Genomic DNA, 24966 nt, shown 5'->3' on the forward strand with positions numbered 1-24966 from the left:
TGGATAGGCTTCAATGGATTTGAGCTTAAGTTTCTTTATTCTTTATCTCCTCTCATCCCTCACGCTGATCGCTGTGCAAATCTGGCTGTTTTTTATCGTTTATTCGCCAGACGGATCCTTGAGTTCACACCTGATATGCCGCGCTGCAAATGCCCTTGCCATGTTTGTGCAGCTTTGCGTGACGGTGAAAGGGGAGTTTCCTTTTAACATGCTTTCGTCGCAAATCCGCTATATTGACGACCCGGTGCGCATGCTGGCGTTGGTATTTATCGTGCTGCACGGCATAGTTTATGTATTTTGTAATACGCGGCGGCTTGCCAAAACCGAAACGCGAATGGCGTGACTGAAATGATGAAAAGTGCAGGATCAATAACTATGAAGGCAAATAATGAGATGGAACGGCTGCTCGGCATTATGCAGCGGCTACGCGATCCGGAAAACGGCTGTCCGTGGGACAAAGAGCAGACGTTTGCCACCATCGCTCCCTATACGCTTGAAGAAACCTATGAAGTGCTCGACGCCATCTTCCGCGAAGATTTTGACGATTTGCGCGGCGAGTTGGGCGATCTGCTGTTCCAGGTTGTCTTCTACGCTCAAATGGCGCAGGAAGAGGGGCGCTTTGATTTCAGCGATATCTGCGCCGCTATCAGCGACAAGCTTGAGCGCCGCCACCCGCATATTTTCGGCGATGCCTCCGCCGGTAGCAGCAGCGAAGCGCTGGCCCGCTGGGAGCAGATCAAAAGCGCTGAGCGAGCGGAAAAGTCCCAGCACTCCGCGCTGGACGATATTCCGCATAGCCTTCCGGCGTTGATGCGCGCGCATAAAATCCAAAAACGCTGCTCGGCGGTGGGTTTTGACTGGACCTCTCTCGGACCGGTGCTGGATAAAGTTCATGAAGAAATAGATGAAGTGATGCATGAAGCGCAGCAGGCCGTGGTGGATGAAGCTAAACTGGAGGAGGAAGTTGGCGACCTGCTGTTTGCAACGGTCAATTTATCCCGCCATTTAGGCGTCAAAGCCGAGGTTGCGTTGCAAAAAGCCAATCTCAAATTTGAACGTCGCTTCCGTGAAATTGAGCGGATTGTCGCCGCGCGCGGCCTGGAAATGACCGGCGTCGACCTCGATACTATGGAGCAGGTGTGGCAGGAAGTAAAACGCCAGGAAACTGATCTCTAAAGAGTTTTCGTGATCAAGCGCTATTTGTGTGATTTTTTAAATAACAAGCGCTTGATTTACGTCAAAAACATTTCGCCAAAAGCGGCTATTTTCTCACTCCCCGCGTTTGTGTGGGCCTGATGAAAAGGAGGGATAATGAAAGTTTGTGGCGTCAGTCATGATCGGGTATACTGCTTTCCCGTCCTGGTTATTCCATCGTCTTTTAAACCTAACTTCTCAGGTTCAGCATGACAACGAACTATATTTTTGTGACCGGCGGGGTCGTATCCTCTCTGGGTAAAGGCATTGCCGCAGCTTCCCTCGCAGCCATTCTTGAAGCCCGTGGGCTTAACGTGACCATGATGAAACTGGATCCGTACATTAACGTCGATCCGGGTACCATGAGCCCAATCCAACACGGGGAAGTGTTCGTTACCGAAGACGGCGCTGAAACCGATCTGGACTTAGGTCACTACGAGCGCTTCATTCGCACCAAGATGACTCGTCGCAACAACTTCACTACCGGCCGTATCTACTCTGATGTCCTGCGCAAAGAGCGTCGTGGCGACTATCTGGGCGCGACCGTGCAGGTGATCCCGCACATTACCAACGCGATTAAAGAGCGCGTGCTGGCGGGCGGCGAAGGTCATGATGTGGTGCTGGTTGAAATCGGCGGTACCGTAGGCGATATCGAGTCGCTGCCGTTCCTTGAAGCGATTCGGCAGCTGGCGGTGGATATCGGTCGTGAAAACGCCCTGTTTATGCATTTGACCCTGGTGCCGTACATGGCCGCCGCGGGCGAAGTCAAAACCAAACCGACCCAGCACTCCGTAAAAGAGCTGCTCTCCATCGGTATTCAGCCAGACATTCTGGTTTGCCGCTCCGATCGCGCCATTCCGGCGAACGAACGCGCCAAAATTGCTTTGTTCTGCAATGTGCCAGAAAAAGCCGTTATTTCGATGAAAGACGTCGATTCCATTTATAAAATTCCGGGCCTGTTGAAATCTCAGGGGCTGGACGATTATATTTGTAAACGATTCAGCTTAAACTGTCCGGAAGCGAACCTGGCCGAATGGGAACAGGTTATCTACGAAGAAGCGAACCCGGCAGGCGAAGTCACTATCGGTATGGTCGGCAAGTACATTGAACTGCCGGATGCCTATAAATCAGTGATTGAAGCGCTGAAACACGGCGGTCTGAAAAATCGCGTTACCGTCAACATCAAGCTGATTGATTCGCAGGATGTGGAAACGCGCGGCGTCGAAATTCTGAAGAATTTAGACGCTATCCTGATTCCTGGCGGCTTCGGCTATCGCGGCGTCGAAGGTAAGATCGCTACCGCGCGCTATGCGCGTGAAAACAACATTCCATATCTGGGTATTTGCCTGGGTATGCAGGTTGCGCTGATTGAGTTTGCGCGCAACGTAGCGGGGATGGAAAACGCCAACTCAACGGAATTTGTGCCAGACTGTAAGTACCCGGTCGTGGCCCTGATTACCGAATGGCGTGATGAAGACGGTAATGTCGAAGTTCGCTCTGATAAGAGCGATCTCGGCGGCACGATGCGCCTCGGCGCACAGCAGTGCCAGCTGGCTGAAGATAGCCTGGTGCGCCAGCTGTATGGCGAACCAACCATTACTGAGCGCCATCGTCACCGCTACGAAGTCAACAACATGCTGTTGAAGCCGATTGAAAATGCGGGCCTGCGCATTGCGGGCCGTTCCGGGGATGATCAGTTGGTCGAGATCATCGAGGTGCCTAACCATCCGTGGTTCGTCGCCTGTCAGTTCCATCCGGAGTTTACTTCGACGCCGCGTGATGGTCACCCGCTGTTTGCCGGCTTTGTGAAAGCCGCTGGCGAGTACCAGAAGCGTCAGGCGAAGTAAAAGAGTTAGAACGGCAATGCACCCATCCGGGTGCATTGTTTGTCTGGAGTTTTAGTTTAACTTGTACTGAGGAAAACCTAATGTCCAAAATCGTTAAAGTCATCGGTCGTGAAATCATCGACTCCCGTGGTAACCCGACTGTTGAAGCCGAAGTACACCTGGAAGGTGGTTTCGTCGGTATGGCAGCTGCTCCGTCAGGTGCTTCTACTGGCTCCCGCGAAGCGCTGGAACTGCGCGATGGCGACAAATCCCGTTTCATGGGTAAAGGCGTACTGAAAGCTGTTGCTGCGGTAAACGGCCCGATCGCTCAGGCAATCCTGGGCAAAGATGCCAAAGATCAGGCTGGCATCGACAAAATCATGATCGACCTGGACGGTACTGAAAACAAATCTAACTTCGGTGCGAACGCTATCCTGGCCGTCTCTCTGGCTAACGCCAAAGCTGCCGCTGCTTCTAAAGGTCAGCCGCTGTACGAGCACATCGCTGAGCTGAACGGCACTCCGGGCAAATACTCCATGCCGGTTCCGATGATGAACATCATCAACGGCGGCGAGCACGCTGACAACAACGTCGACATCCAGGAATTTATGATTCAGCCGGTAGGCGCTAAATCCCTGAAAGAAGCCGTACGTATGGGTTCTGAAGTGTTCCACAACCTGGCTAAGGTTCTGAAAGCTAAAGGCATGAACACTGCTGTTGGTGACGAAGGTGGCTACGCGCCGAACCTGGGTTCCAACGCTGAAGCGCTGGCTGTTATCGCTGAAGCCGTTAAAGCCGCTGGCTACGAGCTGGGCAAAGACATCACTCTGGCGATGGACTGCGCGGCTTCTGAATTCTACAAAGACGGTAAATACGTTCTGGCCGGCGAAGGCAACAAAGCGTTCACTTCCGAAGAGTTCACTCACTTCCTGGAAGAGCTGACCAAACAGTACCCGATCGTTTCTATCGAAGACGGTCTGGACGAATCTGATTGGGACGGTTTCGCATACCAGACTAAAGTACTGGGCGACAAAATCCAGCTGGTTGGTGACGATCTGTTCGTAACCAACACCAAGATCCTGAAAGAAGGTATCGAGAAAGGCATCGTTAACTCCATCCTGATCAAATTCAACCAGATCGGTTCTCTGACCGAAACTCTGGCTGCGATCAAAATGGCGAAAGACGCTGGCTACACTGCCGTTATCTCTCACCGTTCTGGCGAAACTGAAGACGCTACCATTGCTGACCTGGCTGTTGGTACCGCTGCAGGCCAGATCAAAACTGGTTCTATGAGCCGTTCTGACCGCGTTGCTAAATACAACCAGCTGATTCGTATCGAAGAAGCGCTGGGTGAAAAAGCGCCGTACAACGGTCGTAAAGAGATCAAAGGTCAGGCATAAGCCTGTCTTAATCTGATATGAAAAAGCCAGCCTACGGGCTGGCTTTTTTTATCTCTACAAAAGTGGCTACTTAAAATCTACCGCCATTTGCTGCGGGATAGAAAGCCCGCGCGTGGTCTGTACGCAGCGGTCAATGTAATCGGTAAAGCGCGGCGGTTTTGGCATACCCATGCTGAGCAGCTTGTCGTTGCTGAATCGTACGTTGAGCGTGGCGAAGGCGCCGTAAAGGCGCATGGCTTTTAGCATCAGCCGTTCGTTGCAGGGGCCAAAAATAGCCTTCAGCTCACGACGCATTTTGACCAGCGTTTCATAGCTGACCTGCGCGTATTTATCGCCGACCGGCGCCTGTTCGAGGGCGGAGGCCATTGCGTTATCGATATCCGCAAACCTTACGCTGTTTTCTTCCCCCGCAGAAATATGCACCACTTCTCCGCGCGCCAGCGGGCTGACAAGCAGCATCAGCAGCGCATCGGCACAGTAATCGACGGGGATCACATCAATGCGGTCTTCCATCGAACACATAAATTTTTGCAGCATCAGCCCCATGCTGAATACCCAGAAAATACTGCTGGAGGGCTGACAGCCGTGATGAGTGTGGCCAACAACAATAGAGGGACGGGCGATCGCCAGCGGTAGGGTTGAGCATTCCTGCCGCATGAGACGCTCAATCATTGATTTAGAGTGCGTGTACTCGACCAGATGCGCAGCGCGTTCACGAAACGCTGTGCTTTCCGCTACCAGAGAATCGGGATCTGGCGAGCAGGACATCGCGGTGCCGACGTGCAGAAAGCGCTCAAGGCGGCTGACCTGAGCCATCCGCCGGGCAAACTGCAGCGTACCTTCGACGTTGACCTTCCAGATAAGCGGGTTGTTACCAAATGAGGCGACGGCAGCGCAGTTGAGCACGTGGGTAACCTGATTCAGGCGCGGGTCGTCGAGAAAGGGCTGCGGATTGGCCAGATCCCCCAGCAGAATGTTGCCTGGCGTCAGGGCCGTTAGTCTCTCTTCGCTAATATTGAATTTTCGCAGATTTTCCTTTACCCGCTCTACGGCAGCTACACTATTATCTGCACGAACTAACAGTAATAGATTAGGCGCATTCTTTTTATTCAGAATGCTTTCTAACACTGCTCCACCGAGAAATCCGGTCGCGCCAGTAATTAATAATGTATTCATGAATGCAGTCTCATTATGGTTGGTTGACTGGATTCTAGGCGCGAAAAATTAAACGGATATTAAATGGGTGAAGATCATAACGTACGGTTTATTAAGGTTATTTTAAGGTTGTTTTACGTCGTGGATCGAATTTGACCCTTCGCTATGGCAATAAATTCATTATTTCGTGTATCCATTTGTACATCATTGAAATTTATTATTTTTAAATTTGTTATTTTTATTTTTGGCTTTCAGGGTGATACATGTTTTGTTACACCAAAAATTTCTGCTATGCCGTTTAATAGTAGCCTTATTATTATCAGGCTAGTTAAATCAGCCGCCCCTGGATAGGGATATCGACCAACTGACGGACGTTTATCAATAAGGATTAGGCTTACCCACCACGCGGCGCAGCGCAGGACAAGATCTGCGCGAGTAAATCTGCGATAATGCGCGCTCTTAACCCAATACAGAGATGATTATGCAGTACCCGATTAACGAGATGTTCCAGACCTTGCAAGGCGAAGGTTACTTCACCGGCGTTCCCGCCATTTTTATTCGTTTACAGGGATGCCCGGTTGGTTGCGCCTGGTGCGATACCAAACATACCTGGGATAAACTTGCCGATCGAGAAGTCTCTCTGTTCAGCATTCTGGCAAAAACCAAAGAGAGCGATAAATGGGGCCCGGCAAGTAGCGAAGATCTGCTGGCCATCATCGGGCGTCAGGGCTGGACTGCTCGTCACGTGGTGATTACCGGCGGCGAACCCTGTATTCATGATTTAACGCCGCTGACCTTGCTGCTGGAGCAAAACGGCTTTAGCTGCCAGATTGAAACCAGCGGCACTCACGAAGTTCGCTGTACGCCTCATACCTGGGTGACGGTATCGCCGAAGGTGAATATGCGCGGCGGCTATGATGTCCTTTCTCAGGCGCTGCAGCGAGCTGATGAAATAAAACATCCTGTTGGACGCGTGCGCGATATCGAAGCGCTCGATGAACTGCTGGAGACGCTGGCTGACGACAAGCCGCGCATCATCGCGCTGCAGCCAATTAGCCAGAAAGAGGACGCGACGCGCCTGTGCATCGAAACCTGCATCGCGCGCAACTGGCGTTTATCTATGCAGACGCATAAGTATCTGAACATCGCCTGATCCCTCCTTTTTTGCCGGGCTGGCTGATAGCTGTCCGGCAAGCACTTTATTCATATATGAATTCATCAAGCCCCCTCGCTTCAGCGTAGTAGTTAAGATTCCCGCTCATACCTGCGGTGGTATAATCGATTCGTACATCAGCCGCCCCGGCGCGCTGTCGATATGTTGACTTAAGGATCGAGTTAAACATGCAGCCAATTGAGCCATCCCATGCTTTTTCTATGGAGTTCTTCTCCCTCAAAGGGAAAACCGCCATTGTCACCGGGGGGAATAGCGGACTGGGGCAGGCTCTTGCCCTTGCTCTGGCCACGGCGGGAGCCAATCTGTTTATTCCCGGACGACGCGTCGATAATGCGCAAATCCGTGAACGCATTGAGCAGCAGGGCGCTGAAGTGGAGTTCATGCTGGCGAATATTACCGACAACGGCATGCCGCAGCGCATTATCGCCGCCTGCTGCCAGCGTTTCGGCACGGTCGATATCCTGGTGAACAATGCCGGTATTTGTCGTTTGAATAAGGTCCTGCGCTTTGGCCGCGCCGACTGGGACCCGATGATTGAGACCAACCTGACGGCGGCTTTCGAGCTCAGCCATGAGGCGGCGAAAATAATGGTTCCCCGCCGCTGTGGCAAAATTATCAATATCTGTTCGGTGTTTTCTTATTTAGGCGGCAGCTGGTCGCCGGCTTATGCAGCAACCAAACATGCCCTCGCGGGGTTAACCAAAGCCTATTGTGAAGAGCTCGCTCCATATAACATTCAGGTTAACGGTATTGCCCCCGGCTATTATGAGACCGACATGACGGCGATCGTCCGCAACACGCCTAAGGAAAACAGGCGCGTCCTGGCGCATATTCCGGCCGGCCGCTGGGGTGAGGCGCAGGATCTGATGGGCGCAGTCGTCTTCCTGGCCAGCCGGGCCTCGGATTACGTGAATGGCCATATCCTGGCGGTAGATGGCGGTTATCTGGTGCGCTAGCCGCGAACTAGCCCAGGCGAGGCGGGAAACGGCGAGAGGTGAAAAGGCCATCGCGCCGCTAACAGGCGACCTACGCGATGGCGAAAGGGATCACTCGCCGCGATAGACGCAGCCCGCCGTGCAGGTTTCTTTGATCATCACCGCGCTGAGTAGCGGAACCAAAGGCTTCATCTGCTCCCAGATCCATTTTGCCAGGACTTCGCTGGTAGGATTGGAAAGTCCCGGAATATCGTTCAGATAGTAGTGATCCAGGCGATCGTAGGTGGGTTTGAATGCGGCTTTCAGCTCGGCGAAATCCATGATCCACCCGGTATGGGGATCGACTTCACCGGTAATCTCCAGGCGTACCATAAAAGAGTGACCGTGCAGGCGTCCGCACTTGTGGCCTTCCGGTACGTGCGGCAGGCGGTGAGCGGCTTCGAAAGTGAAATCTTTAAACAGCGTGGTGGACATCTTTTATTCTCAATATGGCAAAAAAACCGCCGTAGGGTACCGGAAAGTACATTTTTTATCATTAACTAAAACGGTCCTGAACACAAAATGGACATATCCATGCGGTTTATGGGAATTATATCTTTATATTACAGCAGCTTATTTAATCGATTTTGTTGTTAATAACTATAACCAAAACAGGTTAGTCCATTTGGTTATTTGTTATTTCCATCCCTTCTTTAATTGTTACTATCTGCGCCGTTAACCTTCTATTCTCTTCTGTTTTATCACGCTGACAGGGCGTGAATCACAGCTTTGCTTACTGGAACATAACGACGCATGACGACACAGGCCCCACCTTCCAATTTGCTACCGCTGAGTCCGGAGCAAATGGCGCGCCTTCAGGCGGCCACGACTGACTTCACGCCTACCCAGCTAGCCTGGGTTTCCGGCTATTTTTGGGGGATGCTGAATCAGCAGCCCGGCGCGGCGGTTGTTGCGCCAGCCCAGGCGGCTGAAGTGCCGTCCATCACGCTGATTTCGGCCTCGCAAACCGGCAATGCCCGCCGCATCGCTGAAGCGCTGCGTGACGATCTACAGGCGGCGCAGCTGAATGTGAAGCTGATTAACGCAGGCGACTATAAATTTAAACAAATTGCCACCGAAAAACTGCTGGTCGTCGTGACGTCAACACAAGGCGAAGGTGAGCCGCCGGAAGAAGCCGTCGCACTGCATAAGTTCCTGTTCTCGAAGAAAGCGCCCAAGCTAACCGATACGGCATTTGCCGTGTTTGGCCTCGGTGATACCTCCTATGAATTCTTCTGCCAGTCCGGCAAGGATTTTGATAACAAGCTGGCCGAGCTGGGCGGTGAACGCCTGCTGGATCGGGTTGACGCTGATGTGGAGTATCAGACCGCCGCTGCCGAATGGCGCGCCCGCGTGGTTGAGGTGCTGAAAGCGCGCGCGCCTGCTGCTTCTCCGTCTCAGCTGGTTACCAGCGGGGCGGTGAATGAAATCCACACCAGCCCGTATACCAAAGAGGCGCCGCTGACTGCGACGCTGGCGGTGAATCAGAAAATCACCGGCCGTGATTCAGAAAAGGATGTGCGCCATATTGAAATCGACCTCGGCGACTCCGGCCTGCGCTATCAGCCGGGCGATGCGCTGGGTGTCTGGTATCAGAACGATCCGGCGCTGGTGAAGGAGCTGGTGGAGCTGCTCTGGCTAACAGGTACGGAACCGGTCACGGTCGACGGCAAAACGCTACCGCTTGCTGAAGCGCTGGAATGGCATTTTGAGCTGACGGTCAACACCGGCAATATCGTGGAAAACTACGCCACCTTAACCCGCAGCGAGTCTTTACTGCCGCTGGTGGGCGATAAGGCACAGCTCCAGCACTACGCCGCAACCACGCCGATCGTCGACATGGTGCGTTTCTCGCCGGCGCAGCTGGATGCCCAGGCGCTGGTTGACCTGCTGCGCCCGTTGACGCCGCGGCTCTACTCGATCGCCTCTTCGCAGGCGGAAGTGGAAAGCGAAGTCCACGTCACCGTTGGCGTAGTGCGTTATGATATTGAAGGTCGCGCTCGTGCCGGCGGCGCTTCCAGTTTCCTGGCCGACCGCGTCGAAGAAGACGGCGAAGTTCGCGTTTTTATCGAGCATAACGATAACTTCCGTTTGCCTGCGAACCCGGAAACGCCGGTGATCATGATTGGTCCCGGTACCGGCATCGCGCCTTTCCGCGCGTTTATGCAGCAGCGCGCGGCGGAAGGCGCAGAGGGTAAGAACTGGTTGTTCTTCGGCAACCCGCACTTTACTGAAGATTTCCTCTATCAGGTGGAGTGGCAGAGCTACGTCAAAGAAGGCGTGCTGAGCCGCATCGACCTGGCCTGGTCCCGCGATCAACAACAAAAAGTCTACGTTCAGGACAAACTGCGCGAGCAGGGAGCCGAACTGTGGCGCTGGATTAACGACGGTGCCCATATTTATGTCTGCGGCGATGCCAATCGTATGGCAAAAGACGTTGAGCAGACGTTACTGGAAGTGATTGCCGAATACGGCGCGATGGACGCCGAAGCGGCGGACGAATTTTTAAGTGAGCTGCGCGTAGAGCGCCGTTATCAGCGAGATGTCTACTAATGAGCGAAAAACATCCAGGCCCGCTGGTGGTCGAAGGTAAACTGACTGACGCCGAGCGCATGAAGCTCGAAAGCAACTACCTGCGCGGCACCATTGCGGAAGATTTGAATGACGGCCTGACCGGCGGTTTTAAAGGCGATAACTTTCTGCTGATCCGTTTTCACGGTATGTATCAGCAGGATGACCGCGATATCCGCGCCGAACGTGCGGCGCAGAAGCTGGAGCCGCGTCACGCGATGCTGCTGCGCTGCCGCCTGCCGGGCGGGGTGATCACCACCAAACAGTGGCAGGCGATCGATAAATTCGCCGCCGATAACACCATCTACGGCAGTATCCGTCTGACCAACCGTCAGACCTTCCAGTTTCACGGCATTCTGAAGAAGAACGTCAAGCCGGTACACCAGATGCTGCATTCGGTCGGACTGGATGCGTTGGCCACCGCTAATGACATGAACCGTAACGTGCTCTGTACGTCCAACCCGAACGAGTCTCAGCTGCACGCCGAAGCTTATGAATGGGCGAAGAAGATCTCCGAGCACCTGCTGCCGCGCACTCGCGCCTATGCCGAGATCTGGCTGGATCAAAAGAAAGTCGCCACCACCGATGAAGAACCGATCCTCGGCCAGACCTATCTGCCGCGTAAGTTCAAAACGACCGTGGTGATCCCGCCGCAGAACGATATCGATCTGCACGCGAACGATATGAACTTCGTGGCTATTGCTGAAAACGGCAAGCTGGTGGGCTTTAATCTGCTGGTGGGCGGCGGTTTATCGATTGAGCACGGCAATAAGAAAACCTACGCTCGTACGGCGAGCGAGTTTGGCTATCTGCCGCTGGAGCATACCCTGGCGGTAGCGGAAGCGGTGGTGACGACCCAGCGCGACTGGGGCAACCGTACCGACCGTAAAAATGCGAAAACCAAATACACCCTGGAGCGCGTTGGCGTTGAGACCTTTAAAGCAGAAGTGGAGCGTCGGGCGGGCATCAAGTTTGAACCGATTCGTCCATACGAGTTCACCGGCCGCGGCGATCGTATCGGCTGGGTGAAAGGTATCGACAATAACTGGCATCTGACGCTGTTTATTGAAAACGGACGTATCCTTGATTATCCGGGCCGCCCGCTGAAAACGGGTCTGCTGAAGATCGCGAAGATCCATAAGGGCGAATTCCGTATTACGGCAAATCAGAATCTGATTATTGCCAGCGTACCGGAAGATCAGAAGGCGAAGATCGAGAAGCTGGCCCGCGAGCACGGCCTGATGAACGCCGTTACGCCGCAGCGCGAAAATTCGATGGCTTGCGTCTCATTCCCGACCTGCCCGCTGGCGATGGCGGAAGCCGAGCGCTTCCTCCCGTCATTCATCGATAAAGTCGAGGCGGTGATGAGCAAACATGGCGTTGGCGACGAGCATATCGTTACCCGCGTCACCGGTTGCCCGAACGGCTGCGGTCGCGCGATGCTGGCGGAAGTGGGCCTGGTGGGTAAAGCGCCGGGCCGCTACAACCTGCACCTTGGCGGCAACCGTAGCGGGACGCGGATTCCGCGCATGTACCGGGAAAACATTACCGAGTCGGAAATTCTCGACTCAATCGACGAACTGGTAGGGCGCTGGGCGAAAGAGCGCGAAGCGGGTGAAGGCTTCGGCGACTTTACGGTGCGTGCGGGCATTATTCGTCCGGTGCTCGATCCAGCCCGGGATTTCTGGGAATAACACCCGCTGCCCGGTGGCGTTTCGCTTACCGGGCCTGCGGTCTTGTCGACCGGGTAAACGCAGGGCCCCCTGCAAAAACAGGCAAATGAGGTTCTTATGTCCGTACTCGATTTAAACGCGCTGAACGCATTACCGAAGGTCGATCGCGTTTTACAGCTAGCGGAAACCAATAGTCAGCTGGAAAAGCTGAGCGCGGAAGCGCGCGTTGCGTGGGCGCTGGAAAATCTGCCGGGGGAATACGTGCTCTCTTCGAGCTTTGGTATTCAGGCGGCGGTGAGCCTACATCTGGTCAATCAGGTACGCCCGGATATCCCGGTAATTCTGACCGATACCGGCTATCTGTTTCCCGAAACCTACCAGTTTATCGATGAGTTAACGGACAAACTCAACCTGAACCTGAAGGTCTATCGGGCGAAGGAGAGCGCCGCATGGCAGGAAGCGCGCTACGGTAAACTGTGGGAGCAGGGCGTTGAGGGCATTGAAAAATATAATGACATCAACAAGGTTGAGCCGATGAACCGGGCACTGCAAGAACTGAGCGCGCAAACCTGGTTTGCGGGCCTGCGCCGCGAGCAATCCGGCAGTCGCGCCCACTTACCGGTGCTGGCGATCCAGCGTGGCGTGTTTAAGGTGCTGCCGATCATCGACTGGGATAACCGCACGGTTTACCAGTATCTGCAAAAGCACGGCCTGAAATATCATCCGCTTTGGGATCAAGGCTATTTGTCGGTAGGAGATACCCACACCACGCGCAAATGGGAGCCGGGGATGGCGGAGGAAGAAACGCGCTTCTTTGGCCTGAAAAGAGAGTGCGGGCTGCACGAAGGTTAATATGAGTCCCGGGGCTGCCCTGCGTATTCCCATAAAAGCGGGGTAAAATAGCAGAGCTCTGTTTAGCGGTGGCCAGGGCATGATGGCCATCACGCTCCTGGCTTCTGCCATCCCGAAAAATCAACAGTAAGATGGTGCTGCGATCGCTTAATCGGCTGAGCAGCACCGTATTTTAGGCATAACCGTAGCTCCTTCAACACAACCGGGTGCTGAAACTGGCATGGGAAGGCCGAAAGATAAGCTGCCGGGATTCGACTCAATTTTCTGCGGCCCGTGTTCAACACAAGCCTGGGCTTTCCTGGGTTTTGCTGCAACTAAGAATCTCATTTTATGAATTCATTATTGATTCATATATTCTTATTGTTAGTCGTGTAGCCGGCATGGATGAACAACGTAAGTGATTCATGTTTTATTACGAGCTTATCTAATAATTATCCGCTACGCGCTAATTTCTCGTTTCTTCCCGGCTTGACACAGACTACGAATTATATTTATATTTTTTCCTTCGGGGCGAATGCAGAACGAATAAATTTCACATTTTCTTTCACCATATGAATACCGTAATGTTTTTCTGAACGCCTTGCTTATGCCTCTCCGTATTTATGTCTGCCGGGGATCTTTATCTTAAATAAAGCGCAAGGTAGCGTCATGTTCTTTGAAAAGGAAATAGTTATAAAAGGCAATTATTATATCTCCCTTGAAAGGGGAATTGAACGCTGTTACGCCAAAAGTGCCGGTAAACGATGTATATATCTCGAAGATCAACATTTCATTCAGCAATCTGGTACGGACGAGTTTGCATTCGACATGCTATCTGATGCAGTTTCTTTCAGAAAAAACCTCATCAGTAAATATCAAAGAATTTTCAAACTTTTTTGCGGCATTCTGGTAGATGAACCGGGAACTGCCTGTTCTCAAGAAAGCAGCACTTTCCCTCAACCGAGAAGACATCAGAAAAGCAAACGACAGAACAATTTTCTGCGTAAATTAAAGGGATTATCAAGGAATGTTCTCTCATCATACGCGATAAATTAATGATTATTTACGAGTGAACCAGGAAAAATTGGGCCGTCGAAAACATAAACGAGAAACTTAAGGATAGTGCGGAAAGGTTACTGATTATTAAAAATGGAACGCAGTACGATATCGACTACCCAGGCAGATCGTATGGCTGCCTCACAGGAAATGGATATAAATATGATTTACCTGAACCATCACGCTATAACTATCACCGCTTCTGCAGTTCGCTCTACCGTCACTGCGTTTTGGTTCCAGACGCATTTCCAGCGGCATACAATGTCAGCGCGCGTTTTATTGATTTACCATCTGCATCCGGTTTTTCCGCGCTATTTGCTCTCTGGTTATTGCGTAAAACGTTTGCTGCGCATGTTGTTTTCGGCGGCGGGTGGATACTGTCAGGGATGAGCTTTCCGGGCATATCTAAAGATTTTGTCGAATCGTACTAACAAAACCCACCGGATCGGCTACGTGGATTGTCGTGGCGTGCTTTCATTGGCCAGAGAAGGGTACGCAGCCCTGCCAGAGGCACAGTAAATGCCCTTTCTCACCTGCAGGTTGGCCAGCAAGCGCAATTATGACTGGCGCTTCTGCAATGGCAGACTGGCTGAGCAGAAGGAATTTTCTGGCGGATGTAAGCCGTGGAGACGGTAAAGGATACACACGGGATAGGTATGACATGAAACGGAGTTCGTACTATGCAGGAAATAGTTAAAGCAGTGCCGCTGTTATGTTTTTTACTGCTGGGCTGTGATCCGGCAGAAAAAGAAGCACCGCGCGGCAGCGGGAAGAGCAGCTACGTGGCGGCTAATCTGCTGGGCTATAACCATATGGCAGGCACGAATATCAACTGGTTCTCCGTCAACGGCTACCGGGGACACGCCGGGGGGTTTACCTGCTGCATATCGCTGCCGGAAAAATGGCGGCCCAATATGCAGGTGGCAGTGGAGTGGGAAGTGGATCCTGACCCGTTTCCGAAGGATATCCCCAGATTCAGCGACCCTAAGTATGATGAATATATAGAAAAACACAGGGCTAACTATCGCCATTATAAAGCGGTGGCCACTATTCCCGAATATGAAGATTCCTGCGGCCTGCAGGTGCATTTCTTGCCCTGTCAGCAGATTAAAGTAACGGCCACCTGCCACGGCGTGGAACATCCTGATCACCCGATTAAAGAACCTTTCGACCTGCCGGAGCCTGCCCAGTGCCCGCCAGAAACGCCATGATTTTATTGTTGTGAGCTGTGCGTTATTCACCGCAGCAGAGGCTGCGCCTTCAGTGTGACATGAAACGGAATTCGTACTATGCAGAGAATAGTTAAAGCAGTGCCGCTGTTATGTTTTTTACTGCTGGGCTGTGATCCGGCAGAAAAAGAAGCACCGCGCGGCAGCGGGAAGACCAGCTACGTGGCGGCTAATCTGCTGGGCTATAACCATATGGCAGGCACGAATATCAACTGGTTCTCCGTCAACGGCTATCGGGGGCACGCCGGGGGGTTTACCTGCTGCATATCGCTGCCGGAAAAATGGCGGCCCAATATGCAGGTGGCAGTGGAGTGGGAGGTTAACCCTAACCCGTTTCCGAAGGATCTCCCCCACTTCGATGATCCAAACTATGAACATTATATGGAAAAATATAAGGCTGCCTTTCGTCATTATAAAGCGGTGGCCACTATTCCCGAATATGAAGATTCCTGCGGCCTGCAGGTGCATTTCTTGCCCTGTCAGCAGATTAAAGTAACGGCCACCTGCCACGGGCCGACCCATCCTGATCACCCGATAAAAGATCCCTACCGTCAGTCGGAGCCTGCCCAATGTCCCCAATAACCGAATCTTTTAAGAAACGTCTTGGTAATCATCAGCTTACCACTACGGGCGATCCGTGCTGGGTTCCTCCCGCTTTTCCGAAAGAGGGCCGGTTGCTTTTAAGCCAGCGGCAGGTCAACGCCAATATAATCAAAATCGACAGGGAGGAGGCATTATTTCGCCAGGAGTCCCGCCGGCAAAAAAGCAGCCCCTGCTGTAAGAGCCTGCATATCAGCCTGTTTTTTGACGGTACCAATAATAATGCGCTAAAAGATACCGCCTGCATGCCGCCGCACCCGTCGAACGTGGCAATACTATACCGCGCCTGCGCGCCTGATGATCTCATGGCAAATGAGCGTGGATTTTACGCCTTCTATATTCCCGGCGTCGGTACGCCTTTTCCGCAGATTGGCACCTATGACTATTATTCGTCGGGACTGCAGTTTGCTGTCGGCGGCGAGGACCGTATCAACTGGGGGATGGTGCAGCTGTGTAATGCCCTGAACCATACCGTGACAAAAAATTTCCTCGGCAACGGCATAATGAAAAGGGCGGTTCAGGCGATGAACAGCTCCAGCACTCCGGCGGCTGTGGAACTGGGGTTATTCGCGGGCAGCGCGGCGATGTCTTACAACCGTGAAAAAGTAAACCAGGCCTATCTGGACTCGCGGAAGACAATGCCTGGTCAGATGCGGATGCGGTTGCGTATGTTTGAACAGCTCTTAAGGCTGGTGCAGGAAAAATTCGTGCGCGCGCAGTGCAAGACGGCAGCGATAAAGCTGTTTGTGTACGGTTTTTCCCGCGGCGCGGCAGAAGCCCGCGCTTTTGTCAGCTGGCTGGATGAGGCGCTGGCCGAAGGGCTACTCGGTTTCCCGGCAGGAACGCTGCTCGGCGTGAAGGTTTCGGTGGAATTTTTAGGCCTCTTTGATACCGTGCCGGCAGTGGGAATTGCCAATGTGGTTCCGGGTTTTACCGGTCACAACGGCTGGGCGAAACAGACGCAGCCGCTGACGCAGTCGGGGTTAATCAAGCGCTGCTATCATCTGGTGGCGGCTCACGAGCAGCGCCAGGCATTTTCGCTGGACTCCATCCGTACCGCCGCTGGCAGCTATTTATCCCAGACTCAGGAAGTGGTCTACCCCGGTATGCACTCCGACGTTGGCGGGGGATACCCCTGTGGGGATCAGGGCAAGGGCCGGGGCGGTGCGGGCGATCTGTTATCGCAAATTACTCTGCATGATATGTATGCGGCCGCGATGGATGCCGGGGCGCCGCTGTCGTTTCATCCTGATGTTTTTGCCCTGTTGCACCCGGATTTAAGGCAAATTTATGCATTTCGGGAAATGCAAGGTATGACCTTCGATGAATTTAATATCTCTCCCGAACTGATAGACACCTTTAACAACTGGCGGTCGACCCTCTCCCTTGACAATCAGCAGGAGGATCCGCTGTCTGACGATGCGATCTACGCGCCGTTTCGTTTTGAGTCAGTCTGTCTGGAAGAGATGCTGGAAGCGGAAATGATCTGGATGACCGGCTGGCGTATCGCACGTTTTACTTCGCCCAGGACATCGCCAATAAATCTCACGTCGCAGCCCTTCTTCCAGCATGCGCCCCAGCACCCGGAGATTACCGCCCAGCCGTATGCGGCAGGGTTCAGCCAACAGGCGCAGCGCGCCCTTGCCCGTGAGTGGTCGCTTTTGCAATGCAAAGCTGAGGCGATAGCGCAGGAGCGTAATAAAGAGGCGTCCAGACACAGGGGCGATGAAAATTGGTTCCCTGGCCCGGAGCTTGTTGGGGAACCGTTGTTCGATGCCAACAACGCCCGCGGTCAGCTTTGGGAAGCCGCCACCGAGTTTGCGGCGGACTACATGCGTAAAGCTCGCCCCCAGGCGCTGTTTAAACCGGCGATGAAGCAGAAAGCGCAGGGGGCGATCGATTCGGCCACCTGCACTATTGCCGCAAGTGCCGAAACCGGCTTTTCATGGGAGATAAGCACGACGGCGGCAAATCTACAGATACTGGATCCACTGCTCGCCCAGGCGGCCTACTTTTATACCCATCAGAATGAATCCTATGAATATCTGCGATTTAAGCAGGCGGGCGAGTACAGATTCCGTCAGCATATTGAGCCGTGCCTGTTGAAACGAGAGCAGAACGATAAAATCAGCGGGCTGATCAATCTGTATGATAACTATATCCATGATTCCCGGGCCTGGTTTATGCACTCGGAAAGCGGCGTCAGAGAGCCTTTTGGCAGCTACTTTTTATCCAGAATGATCTATTTTGGCGATAAGTGGAGCAAGGCCGTCCAGCTGCGCTTTGATGGGCAAACGATGTCAGGTATTAGCGAGGCGCTGCAGGATAAGGCCATTTTTGCTCATGTGCCAACCTACGGTGTAAAGGTCTTTAACCGTGATACCGGGCAAGAAATTCCCATTGACGAAAGCAGTCTGCCAGCGCCCACGCATGAGTTTATCGCGCAGCTTAAACCCCTGGTTAAACAGCGCCAGCAGGCAACGGAAACGGCCAGGCGCGAGCGCATCGCAAATGCGCTCAACGACTTATGGGACTCCGAAATACTCCATTCGCCTCAAGTGTAATTTGACAGAGGTGAGAGGTCAGTGGTGGCGTATTTGTTATCTGAACAGGTTCGGGGCAGCGTTTTTTCAGCTCCCCAGATATAAACCTGGCTGTCGGCGATGGAGCGCATGCTGACAGCCAGTAGCAGGAACAACGGTATTAAAAAATGAAAACGCATCATGGCGACAGTCCTTGTTGCCGCACTTTATCGTTAGTCTATTTTGAGGCGGGTCTCTTCTCCGCCTTCGCCAGCTCTTTCACCAGCGGCAGCATAACCCTCATCACATCGCGGCTGCGCTGAGCAATACGGCCCGGCAGGGCTTTATCAATATACTGCTGGTTATCCAGCTGAACGTTGTGCCAGCTGGTACCGTCCGGGAACGAACGAGATTTGGCGCGCTGCTGGTAGCCATCTTTTCGTCCCAGAGACCAGTTGGTGGCTTCGACGGTTAATACCGGGATCCCGGCTTCGTCAAACACGCTGGCATCATTACAGCAGCCGGTCCCTTTTGGATAGTCAGGATTCAGGCCAGGATTGCTGGCGGCGCTAATACCTTTACTACGAGCGATAGCCAGCGCCCGGTCGCGGGTGAGCTTGCGCACCGAGGATGGCGTGCTGCGGCCGCTATTAAAATAGAGCTTATCGCCCACCACCAGATTATCGAGGTTAATGACCAATAGGGTATTTTTCTTCTCCGCGTCGCTCATACGCTTAAGCATATTCTGCGCACCCAGACGACCCTCTTCTTCACCGCTGGTGGCGACGAAGCGAATACCATAACGCGTAGGGATATTCTTTAACTGCTCAGCAAGCTCCAGCATGACCCCCAGACCGAGGGCGTTGTCATCGATGCCCTGCAGCGTCAGGCCGCCGAGGTTATTTTCTATGTCGGCATCGGTCTGCGGCGCGTAGGTATCGAGATGGGCCATGATGATGATTTGCTGGCGATCTTTCCCCTCATGCGCGGCGATAACCGTGCTGCCGGTGACGTTTTGCCAGTTTTTGCGATTATCGTTGTTGGTGTAAATGTATCGGGTATTAAAACTGCGAATATCGCTCTCGTAGCCCATTTGCGTGAACTGCTGACGCAAATAATCAGCCGACAGCATCTCGGCGGGCGAACCGGTCATTCTTCCGGGAAAAAAGGTAGCGATGTGACGAGCCTGAGCATTGGCGGTGTCGCCCAGAGCGCTTATTGCCGGGGCGGCGGTGAAGACAAAACCTGCGCTCAACGCCAGGGGAAGCAGGCGACGGCACAATGCGGAAAACATAGGGGGGTCCTTTAGCACTTAAAACAATTTCACCCGCGTAGTATGAAACTGTGATCGGGGTTAAACAATTTCAATCGCTCTTAAATGGTGGAAAAACCGCGTGTTAAGCACTTTTTGATATTAGCTTTTCCAGGCCGTTATTCTTTTGAGTCACAACTCATTCCATTTCGTAATTTCATTTGCTCTAAACCGCACCCTATAGTCGCTCTATTGCTGATTGTAAGAGAGTTGTTGCGCAGTGGAATACTTGCCGATATTTGCCGAAGTGAAAGAGAGACCCGTACTGGTGATCGGCGGCGGCGAGATTGCCGCGCGCAAGATCACCTTTCTGCTGCGTGCTGAAGCGAAGGTACAGATTGTCGCCGACGCGCTAATTCCGGAACTTGCCGGCAAGGTTGAGCGTCAGGAAATTCAGTGGCGGGCCACAGAATTTGAAGAGCAGCAGCTTGATAACGTATTCCTGGTGATTGCCGCTACCGAAGATGACGCGCTGAACCTGCGCGTTTATGCCGCGGCCAACGCGCGCTACCGGCTGGTCAACGTGGTTGATAATCAGGCGCTGTGCTCGTTTGTTTTCCCGTCAATCGTCGATCGTTCTCCGCTGCTGGTGGCTATCTCTTCCAGCGGCAAAGCGCCGGTGCTGTCGCGAATTTTGCGCGAAAAAATCGAAGCGCTGCTGCCCACCAACTTGGGGCGGCTGGCCGAAACGGCGAGCTACTGGCGTCATCATATTAAAACCCATCTGAAAACCACTGCCGAACGCCGTCGTTTTTGGGAACGCGTGTTTACCGGCCGCTTTGCCAGCCTGATGCTGGCGGGCAATAAAGCCGAAGCGGAAAAGGCGCTGGAAGATGAGCTCCGACAGCCGGAAAAGCGGCTCGGTGAAATTATCCTCGTCGGCGCGGGGCCTGGCGATGCTGGATTGCTGACCCTGCGCGGCCTGCAGGCTATCCAGCAGGCGGATGTGGTGTTTTACGACAATCTGGTCACGCCGGAAGTCCGCGAGCTGGTGCGTCGCGACGCGGAGACAATCTGCGTGGGTAAAAGCGCCGCCGGCGTCTCCGTACCGCAGCAGGACATTAACCGCATGCTGGTAGAGGCGGCGAAAGCGGGCAATACGGTGATTCGCCTGAAAGGCGGCGACCCGTTTATTTTCGGGCGCGGCGGCGAAGAGCTGCAGGCTGCGGCTGAAGCCGGTATTCCGTTTCAGGTTGTCCCGGGCGTGACGGCAGCGGCTGGCGCCACGGCTTATGCCGGGATCCCGCTGACCCACCGCGATTACGCGCAAAGCGCAACTTTTATTACCGGGCACTTCGGTGCGGAAAACTCCCCGCTCAACTGGACTCGGCTGGCGCAAAGCGGCCAGACCCTGGCGATTTATATGGGCAGCCTGAAAGCGGCGGAAATCAGCGCTCAGCTGATCGCTAACGGTCGCGCGGGCGACACCCCGGTGGCGGTGATCTCGCGGGGTACTCGCGCCGATCAGCAAACCCGGACCGGCACATTACAACAACTCGAAAACCTGGCGAAAGATGCCCCGATGCCCGCGCTGCTGGTAGTGGGCGAAGTGGTGCGATTACATCATCAGCTTGCCTGGTTTCAACACACCTCATCCTCAGACGCCTTTAAGGCTTCTGTAGTAAATCTGGCTTAAGGAACGGTTATGGACCAAAAACGACTTACTCACCTGCGGCAACTGGAGGCGGAAAGCATCCATATTATTCGTGAGGTGGCCGCCGAATTCTCTAACCCGGTGATGATGTACTCCATCGGTAAAGACTCCAGCGTAATGCTGCATCTGGCGCGTAAAGCGTTTTATCCAGGAACTCTGCCGTTCCCGCTGCTGCACGTTGATACCGGCTGGAAATTCCGCGAAATGTACGAGTTCCGCGACCGTACCGCTAAAGCCTACGGCTGCGAACTGCTGGTACATAAAAATCCGGAAGGGGTGGCGATGGGGATTAACCCGTTCGTTCACGGCAGCGCCAAACATACCGATATCATGAAAACCGAAGGCCTTAAGCAGGCGCTGAACAAATACGGCTTCGATGCTGCGTTCGGCGGCGCGCGTCGCGATGAAGAGAAATCTCGCGCCAAGGAGCGTATTTACTCCTTCCGCGACCGCTTCCATCGCTGGGACCCAAAAAACCAGCGCCCGGAACTGTGGCACAACTATAACGGCCAGATTAACAAGGGTGAAAGCATCCGCGTGTTCCCGCTCTCCAACTGGACCGAGCTGGATATCTGGCAGTACATCTATCTGGAAAATATTGAAATTGTTCCGCTGTACCTGGCGGCAGAGCGTCCGGTGCTGGAGCGCGACGGGATGCTGATGATGATCGATGACGATCGCATTAATCTGCAGCCCGGCGAGATGATCAAAAAACAGATGGTGCGCTTCCGTACCCTTGGCTGCTGGCCGCTGACCGGCGCGGTGGAGTCCAATGCGCAAACGCTGCCGGAGATCATCGAAGAGATGCTGGTGTCGACCACCAGCGAACGACAGGGGCGCGTGATTGACCGCGACCAGGCAGGCTCCATGGAGCTGAAGAAACGTCAGGGTTATTTCTAAGGAGCCGCCATGAACACTACGATTGCACAACAAATTGCTGATGAAGGCGGCGTAGAAGCCTATCTGCACGCCCAGCAGCACAAAAGCCTGCTGCGCTTTCTGACCTGCGGCAGCGTTGATGACGGTAAAAGCACGCTGATTGGTCGATTGCTGCACGATACCCGACAGATTTACGAAGATCAGCTCTCATCTCTGCATAATGACAGCAAACGTCACGGTACGCAGGGCGAAAAATTGGATCTGGCGCTGCTGGTGGATGGCCTGCAGGCCGAGCGCGAGCAGGGCATCACCATCGACGTCGCCTATCGCTATTTCTCTACCGAGAAGCGCAAGTTTATTATCGCCGATACGCCGGGGCACGAGCAGTACACCCGTAATATGGCGACCGGTGCATCAACCTGCGAACTGGCGATCCTGCTGATCGACGCCCGCAAAGGCGTGCTCGATCAAACCCGTCGTCACAGCTTTATTTCGACACTGCTGGGGATCAAACACCTGGTGGTGGCGGTGAACAAAATGGATCTCGTCGAGTTTAGCGAAGAGACTTTCAACACCATCCGCGAAGCGTATCTGACCTTTGCGGAGCAGCTGCCTGGCGATCTCGACATTCGCTTTGTTCCGCTTTCTGCCCTGGAAGGGGACAACGTCGCCAGCCAGAGTGAGAAAATGCCGTGGTACAGCGGTCCGACGCTGCTGGAAGTGCTGGAAACCGTTGAGATTCAGCGCGTGGTGGAAAGCCAGCCGCTGCGCTTCCCGGTACAGTACGTAAACCGCCCGAACCTCGACTTCCGCGGATTTTCCGGGACGGTGGCCTCCGGTAGCGTGAGCGTAGGGCAGCGTCTTAAGGTGCTCCCGTCCGGAGTGGAATCCACCGTTGCGCGCATCGTCACCTTCGACGGCGATCTGCCAGAAGCGGCGGCCGGGGAAGCGATCACCCTCGTGCTGAAGGATGAAATTGATATCAGCCGTGGCGATCTGCTGGTCGATGCGGCAGTTTCTCTGCCCGCAGTACAAAGCGCCAGCATCGATGTGGTATGGATGGCGGAGCAGGCGCTGACCCCGGGCCAAAGCTACGACATTAAAATCGCCGGTAAGAAAACTCGCGCCCGCGTTGATAGCGTTCGCTACCAGGTGGATATCAACAACCTGACCCAGCGCGAAGTGGAAACGCTGCCCCTGAACGGCATCGGGCTGGTCGATCTCACTTTTGACGAGCCGCTGGTGCTGGATAAATACCAGGATAACCCGGTTACCGGGGGCCTGATCTTTATCGACCGTTTGACCAACGTCACCGTTGGCGCAGGTATGGTTCATGAACCCCATGAACGGGTTCAGGCGAGCGCTTCACAGTACAGCGCGTTTGAGCTTGAGCTGAACCAGCTTATTCGCAAGCACTTCCCGCACTGGGACGCTCGCGACCTGCTGGGAGGCAAGTAATGGCCCGACATGACGAAAACGTCGTCTGGCATGACCATAAGGTAACACGTAAAGATCGAGAAGCGCTGCATGGGCATAAAGGCGCAGTGGTCTGGTTTACGGGACTTTCCGGTTCGGGAAAATCAACCATTGCCGGCGCGCTGGAAGAGGAGCTGCATCGGCTCGGCGTGAGCACCTGGTTACTGGATGGCGATAATGTGCGTCACGGCCTGTGCAGCGATCTTGGCTTCAGCGACGACGACCGCAAAGAAAACATTCGCCGCGTGGGGGAAGTGGCGAAGCTGATGGTCGATGCCGGGCTGGTTGTATTGACGGCGTTTATATCTCCGCATCGCGCAGAGCGACAAATGGTGCGCGAACGTATAGGGGAAGGGCGCTTTATCGAAGTGTTTGTCGATACGCCGTTAGCGATCTGCGAAGCGCGGGATCCGAAGGGCCTGTACAAGAAGGCGCGGGCCGGGGAATTGCGCAACTTTACCGGGATCGATTCAGTGTATGAATCCCCGGAGAGGGCAGAAATTCACCTCGACGGTGAACAATTGGTAACAAATTTGGTGCACCAACTATTAGACCTGCTACGACAGAGCGATATTATCAGATCCTGAAACGGCGGCGGCATCAGCGAATGATGCCGGTCGCCAGGTCAACAGGATTCGATATGCGCAATACCCAGAACCTCAGTATTATTCGTTCAGAACCGCCGCCGGCCGCCAGCGACGAGACCACGTGGTCTCTGTCGGGGGCGGCCGTGGGCTTTATTTCATGGCTGCTGGCGCTGGGTATTCCCTTCCTGATCTATGGCAGTAACACGCTATTTTTTCTCCTCTACACTTGGCCGTTCTTCCTGGCGCTGATGCCGGTTGCCGTTGTGGTTGGCATCGCGCTGCATTCGCTGCTGGACGGCAAACTTCAGTACAGCGTCTGCGCGACGATTCTGACCGTCGGGCTGATGTTCGGTCTGCTGTTCCTCTGGCTACTGGGGTAGTCTTTTCACGAATGAATCTGGCCTGGGTATCAACGGTAAAAATGTGGTACAGTCCCCGCGTTACGCGGCGTCGTCCGCGCGCCAGAGTAGAGAACTCGGGCGAGTTATGGGATGATGATGCCGTTTTTCAGGGGGCAGGATGGGTAAACTAACGCTGCTGTTATTGGCTTTGCTGGTCTGGCTACAGTACTCGCTGTGGTTCGGCAAAAATGGTCTGCATGACTATAGCCGGGTTAATGACGATGTCTCCGCGCAGCAGGCAACTAACGCTAAATTAAAAGCACGCAACGATCAGCTGTTCGCCGAAATTGACGATCTCAACGGCGGCCAGGAAGCTATCGAAGAGCGCGCGCGCAATGAACTCAGTATGACCCGCCCGGGCGAAACGTTTTATCGTCTGGTGCCGGATGCGTCGAAACGCAACCAGGCCGCGGGGCAACAGCAGAATAATCGATAAACAGGCCCAGGATTAC

The 24966-nt window shown here is 53.9% G+C and carries 22 protein-coding genes; 19 read left to right on the top strand and 3 right to left on the bottom strand.

Going from position 1 to position 24966, the window contains the following annotated elements; translation table 11 throughout:
• The first annotated feature begins 13 nt into the window (after positions 1-13).
• From ABLV12_RS01400 to eno, 4 genes are all read left to right on the top strand, one after another.
• On the top strand, positions 14-343 hold the full coding sequence (locus ABLV12_RS01400; protein WP_348866732.1) for a hypothetical protein: 330 nt from the start codon (positions 14-16) through the stop codon (positions 341-343).
• A gap of 32 nt (positions 344-375) precedes the next feature.
• Positions 376-1176 (top strand): nucleoside triphosphate pyrophosphohydrolase, encoded by an 801-nt coding sequence (gene mazG / locus ABLV12_RS01405; protein ID WP_064397411.1) that lies wholly within the window; start codon positions 376-378, stop codon positions 1174-1176.
• 227 nt (positions 1177-1403) lie between these two features.
• Positions 1404-3041, top strand: coding sequence for a glutamine hydrolyzing CTP synthase (gene pyrG, locus ABLV12_RS01410; RefSeq protein ID WP_004105009.1), 1638 nt, complete (start codon positions 1404-1406; stop codon positions 3039-3041).
• Between the two features lie 80 nt (positions 3042-3121).
• The gene (eno, locus tag ABLV12_RS01415; protein ID WP_004105008.1) at positions 3122-4420 is read left to right on the top strand and encodes a phosphopyruvate hydratase; all 1299 of its coding nucleotides are present in this window, start codon (positions 3122-3124) and stop codon (positions 4418-4420) included.
• Positions 4421-4486: 66 nt separating this feature from the next.
• Here the strand turns inward: eno and ABLV12_RS01420 are convergent, their stop codons facing one another.
• The gene (locus tag ABLV12_RS01420) at positions 4487-5596 is read right to left on the bottom strand and encodes an SDR family oxidoreductase (protein WP_004105006.1); all 1110 of its coding nucleotides are present in this window, start codon (positions 5594-5596) and stop codon (positions 4487-4489) included.
• 460 nt (positions 5597-6056) lie between these two features.
• On the opposite strand from ABLV12_RS01420, the gene queE reads away from it, so the two are divergent.
• Entirely contained in the window at positions 6057-6728 is a 672-nt protein-coding gene (gene queE, locus ABLV12_RS01425; RefSeq protein WP_004114912.1) for a 7-carboxy-7-deazaguanine synthase QueE, read from the top strand.
• Positions 6729-6916: 188 nt separating this feature from the next.
• The gene (locus ABLV12_RS01430; RefSeq protein WP_348866733.1) at positions 6917-7705 is read left to right on the top strand and encodes an SDR family oxidoreductase; all 789 of its coding nucleotides are present in this window, start codon (positions 6917-6919) and stop codon (positions 7703-7705) included.
• 90 nt (positions 7706-7795) lie between these two features.
• Here the strand turns inward: ABLV12_RS01430 and queD are convergent, their stop codons facing one another.
• A complete protein-coding gene (queD, locus tag ABLV12_RS01435; RefSeq protein WP_004104999.1) occupies positions 7796-8158 on the bottom strand; it encodes a 6-carboxytetrahydropterin synthase QueD in 363 nt (120 codons plus the stop codon).
• 318 nt (positions 8159-8476) lie between these two features.
• Between queD and cysJ the strand changes: the two genes are divergently transcribed.
• The 7 genes from cysJ (at position 8477) to ABLV12_RS01470 (ending at position 18247) form a co-directional block, all read left to right on the top strand.
• Entirely contained in the window at positions 8477-10276 is a 1800-nt protein-coding gene (gene cysJ, locus ABLV12_RS01440) for an NADPH-dependent assimilatory sulfite reductase flavoprotein subunit (protein WP_024274627.1), read from the top strand.
• Entirely contained in the window at positions 10276-11988 is a 1713-nt protein-coding gene (gene cysI / locus ABLV12_RS01445; protein WP_004104995.1) for an assimilatory sulfite reductase (NADPH) hemoprotein subunit, read from the top strand. Before cysJ ends, cysI begins: the two co-directional genes overlap by 1 nt.
• Positions 11989-12084: 96 nt before the next feature.
• A complete protein-coding gene (gene cysH, locus ABLV12_RS01450; protein ID WP_004114901.1) occupies positions 12085-12819 on the top strand; it encodes a phosphoadenosine phosphosulfate reductase in 735 nt (244 codons plus the stop codon).
• Between the two features lie 648 nt (positions 12820-13467).
• Positions 13468-13854 carry a hypothetical protein gene (locus tag ABLV12_RS01455; RefSeq protein ID WP_072031407.1) on the top strand — a complete coding sequence of 129 codons (387 nt, stop codon included), beginning with the start codon at positions 13468-13470 and terminating at the stop codon, positions 13852-13854.
• A gap of 680 nt (positions 13855-14534) precedes the next feature.
• Positions 14535-15065: a DUF3304 domain-containing protein gene (locus tag ABLV12_RS01460; RefSeq protein WP_348866734.1), complete on the top strand. Its 531-nt coding sequence runs from the start codon at positions 14535-14537 to the stop codon at positions 15063-15065.
• A gap of 78 nt (positions 15066-15143) precedes the next feature.
• Positions 15144-15665, top strand: a complete 522-nt coding sequence (locus ABLV12_RS01465; RefSeq protein WP_348866735.1) for a DUF3304 domain-containing protein — start codon at positions 15144-15146, stop codon at positions 15663-15665.
• Positions 15653-18247, top strand: coding sequence for a DUF2235 domain-containing protein (locus tag ABLV12_RS01470; RefSeq protein WP_348866736.1), 2595 nt, complete (start codon positions 15653-15655; stop codon positions 18245-18247). The genes ABLV12_RS01465 and ABLV12_RS01470 overlap by 13 nt, the downstream gene beginning before the upstream one ends.
• Before the next feature lie 196 nt (positions 18248-18443).
• On the opposite strand, the gene ABLV12_RS01475 is transcribed toward ABLV12_RS01470, so the two are convergent.
• Positions 18444-19499, bottom strand: a complete 1056-nt coding sequence (locus ABLV12_RS01475; RefSeq protein ID WP_004114889.1) for an aminopeptidase — start codon at positions 19497-19499, stop codon at positions 18444-18446.
• Between the two features lie 247 nt (positions 19500-19746).
• Between ABLV12_RS01475 and cysG the strand changes: the two genes are divergently transcribed.
• The 6 genes from cysG (at position 19747) to ftsB (ending at position 24950) form a co-directional block, all read left to right on the top strand.
• Entirely contained in the window at positions 19747-21153 is a 1407-nt protein-coding gene (gene cysG / locus ABLV12_RS01480) for a siroheme synthase CysG (protein WP_181554164.1), read from the top strand.
• A 9-nt stretch (positions 21154-21162) separates the two neighbouring features.
• Positions 21163-22071, top strand: coding sequence for a sulfate adenylyltransferase subunit CysD (cysD, locus tag ABLV12_RS01485; protein WP_004104981.1), 909 nt, complete (start codon positions 21163-21165; stop codon positions 22069-22071).
• 9 nt (positions 22072-22080) lie between these two features.
• Positions 22081-23508: a sulfate adenylyltransferase subunit CysN gene (cysN, locus tag ABLV12_RS01490; RefSeq protein ID WP_064372428.1), complete on the top strand. Its 1428-nt coding sequence runs from the start codon at positions 22081-22083 to the stop codon at positions 23506-23508.
• On the top strand, positions 23508-24113 hold the full coding sequence (gene cysC, locus ABLV12_RS01495) for an adenylyl-sulfate kinase (protein ID WP_004104979.1): 606 nt from the start codon (positions 23508-23510) through the stop codon (positions 24111-24113). The genes cysN and cysC overlap by 1 nt, the downstream gene beginning before the upstream one ends.
• 53 nt (positions 24114-24166) lie before the next feature.
• The gene (locus ABLV12_RS01500) at positions 24167-24493 is read left to right on the top strand and encodes a DUF3561 family protein (protein ID WP_004104978.1); all 327 of its coding nucleotides are present in this window, start codon (positions 24167-24169) and stop codon (positions 24491-24493) included.
• A gap of 139 nt (positions 24494-24632) precedes the next feature.
• Entirely contained in the window at positions 24633-24950 is a 318-nt protein-coding gene (gene ftsB, locus ABLV12_RS01505) for a cell division protein FtsB (RefSeq protein WP_004104977.1), read from the top strand.
• Positions 24951-24966 lie beyond the last annotated feature (16 nt).

The organism is Klebsiella sp. CN_Kp100 (assembly GCF_040065315.1).
Taxonomy (GTDB): Bacteria; Pseudomonadota; Gammaproteobacteria; order Enterobacterales; family Enterobacteriaceae; genus Klebsiella; species Klebsiella oxytoca.